Below are 2,573 nucleotides of genomic sequence, written 5' to 3'. Positions count from 1 at the left end.
GATCCCGGTCGGCGAAGGCCCGCCACACGAAGGCGGCCAGCACGCCGAGCCCGTACCCGACGGCCGCGCTGAGTCCGGCGCCGGTTCCGGGCCGCACTGCCCGGCTGCTGGGGCGCGCTCGCCCTGGCCTGCCTGTCCTTCACCCCGTCACTGCTTCCCCGCGGGGGCGTGCTCCAAGGCGTCGTCGCCGGAATCAGCGCGGCCATCGGGTACGGGCTCGGCGTGCTGGCCGCCTTCGTGTGGCGGGCCTTCGCCGACCGGGATCCGCGGACCCCCTCGCGCCGGTCCTGGCTCGTCTTCGCGGTGTGTGCGGTGATCCTGTTCGGGCTCGCCTTCGGGCTCGGCCAGTACTGGCAGCACCGCATCCGGCAGCTCATGGGGGTCACCGAGTACAGCGCGGCCGCCACCGTCGCCTGCCCGTTCGTCGCGGCAGCCGTCTTCCTGGTCCTGCTGGTCGTCGGACGCGGGCTCCGCCGCCTCTACCACGCGGCCGCCCGGCTGCTCGGGCGGTGGATCGGCCCGCGTGCGGCGCGGGTGGTCGGCTGGCTGGCGGTGGCCGCCCTGGCGTGGTCGGTGTTCAGCGGGGTGCTGCTGGGCGGCTTCGTGAACGCGGCGAACGAGGCCTTCTCGGTGCGCGACACCGAGACGCCCGAGGGCGTCAGCCGGCCGGTGTCGGTCCTGCGCTCCGGCGGACCGGGCTCCCTCGTGCCGTGGGACACCCTCGGCCGTGAGGGGCGGGCCTTCACCGGCAGCGGTCCGACCGCCGAGCAGATCGGTGCGTTCGCCGGCCGCGAGGCGATGGAGCCGGTCCGTGCGTACGCGGGCCTGGCGACCGCCGACGACGCGGAGAGCCGGGCGGAGCGGGCCGTCACGGACCTGCGCCGCGCCGGCGGCTTCGAGCGGGAGAACCTGCTCGTGATGACCACGACGGGAAGCGGATGGGTCGATCCCGCCGCCGTGGACACCTTCGAGTACCTCGGCGCCGGCGACGCGGCGACCGTGGCGATGCAGTATTCCTACCTGCCGTCCTGGCTGTCCTACCTCGTCGACCAGTCCAAGGCGCGCCAAGCCGGCCGGGAGCTCTTCGACGCCGTCTACGACGTCTGGTCGAAGCTGCCGCCGGAGCAGCGGCCGCGGCTGTTCGTCGCGGGCGAGAGCCTGGGGTCGTTCGGCGGGGAGACCGCCTTCAGCGGCGAGTACGACCTGCGCAACCGCACCGCAGGCACCCTCTTCGCGGGCCCGCCCAACTTCAACACGCTCTTCCGCGAGTTCAGCGACCAGCGGGACCCGGCCAGCCCGGAGATCCAGCCCGTCTACAAGGACGGGCGGACCGTCCGGTTCACCGGCGACCCGGCCGCCGGCATGCCCCCCGCGGACCGGCCGTGGGAGGGGGCGCGGGTGCTCTACCTGATGAACCCCTCCGACCCGATCGTCTGGTGGAGCCCGTCGCTGGCCCTCACCGAACCCGACTGGATCGGCCAGGCCCCCGGCGACGACGTGCTGGAGGAGATGGTCTGGCTGCCCTTCGTGACGTTCTGGCAGGTCACGGCAGACCTGCCGTTCTCCACGGGCGTCCCGGACGGCCACGGCCACACCTACAAGACCGCGTACGTCGACGGGTGGAACGCCGTCATGCGGCCCGAGGGGATCACGGCGCAGGACCTCGACCGCCTCCGCGCCGTCGTCCGGCCGGACAGCGGGTAGGGCCGGGTCAGCGCAGCAGGAACCCGGCCAGGTACCCGAGGGCGTTGACCGCCCAGTGCAGGCCCAGCGGGGCGAGCAGACTGCCGCTGCGCCGCCGCAGCTCGCAGAACAGCACGCCCGCCGCCGCGGTGAAGAGGACGGCCGACAGCACGGCGAGGGCGGCGCCCGCCCCGGAGCCGCCGAACACGCTGCCCAGGGCGGGTTTGGCGGACGCCAGGCCCAGGGAGGGCAGCACGTGCCACAGGCCGAACAGCAGGCTCGACACGGCGGTCGCCCACACCGCCCCGCGGGCCCGCCGCACCAGGCCGTAGAGGACGCCGCGGAAGGCCGTCTCCTCCACCAGGACGGTGCCGACGGGCACCAGGACGAGGATCCGCAGCGCCAGCCCACCGCCGTCCATCCCCGCGTACCGCCGGTCCTCGAACAGGGCCCGGCCGGCCGGCAGCAGCGCCGCGACGAGGTACACGGCGGCGACGATCCCGACCAGGGCCAGCGCCCACCGGGCGCCTCGGGCCAGCGTGCAGCGCGCCAGGCCCGCATCCGCCCACGTCCCGCCGGCCCAGCGCAGCACCCCGAGCAGCAGCGCGGTGACGGCGAGGGCCGCCGCCGTGCGCACCGCGGCTCCGCCGGGCCCCAGGTGCGCGGCGGCGTTGGCGGCGGCGAGCACGGCCAGCACGAGCCCCACCGCAGGCCAGGTGCCGAGCGTTCCGCGCCACCGCCCCCGCGGCGTTCCGTTTCCGGTACGGGCCCCCCGGCCCTCGCGCCGGTCGGCGCCACCGGGGTCGAGGCAGGGCATGCGTGTTCCGCCCTTCGTTCCGGCCGGGGTGCGGCCCGGTCTCCCGGGCCCGGCCCCCGGCCCACGCTACCGG

At 75.7% G+C, this 2,573-nt stretch carries 2 protein-coding genes; one reads left to right on the top strand and one right to left on the bottom strand.

What is annotated here, in order from left to right:
- Nucleotides 1-96 precede the first annotated feature (96 nt).
- Complete coding sequence (locus tag EF903_RS31440; RefSeq protein ID WP_125548381.1) at nt 97-1,704, top strand: alpha/beta-hydrolase family protein; 1,608 nt, start codon at nt 97-99, stop codon at nt 1,702-1,704.
- A 7-nt stretch (nt 1,705-1,711) separates the two neighbouring features.
- Here EF903_RS31440 and EF903_RS31435 read toward each other — a convergent pair whose 3' ends face one another.
- Nucleotides 1,712-2,389: a CPBP family intramembrane glutamic endopeptidase gene (locus EF903_RS31435; protein ID WP_260616180.1), complete on the bottom strand. Its 678-nt coding sequence runs from the start codon at nt 2,387-2,389 to the stop codon at nt 1,712-1,714.
- Nucleotides 2,390-2,573 lie beyond the last annotated feature (184 nt).

The organism is Streptomyces sp. WAC05292 (assembly GCF_003949955.1).
Classification (GTDB): Bacteria; Actinomycetota; Actinomycetes; order Streptomycetales; family Streptomycetaceae; genus Streptomyces; species Streptomyces globosus.
Note: the sequence above shows the minus strand (reverse complement) of the source record. Positions and strands in the feature narration are given on the sequence as shown.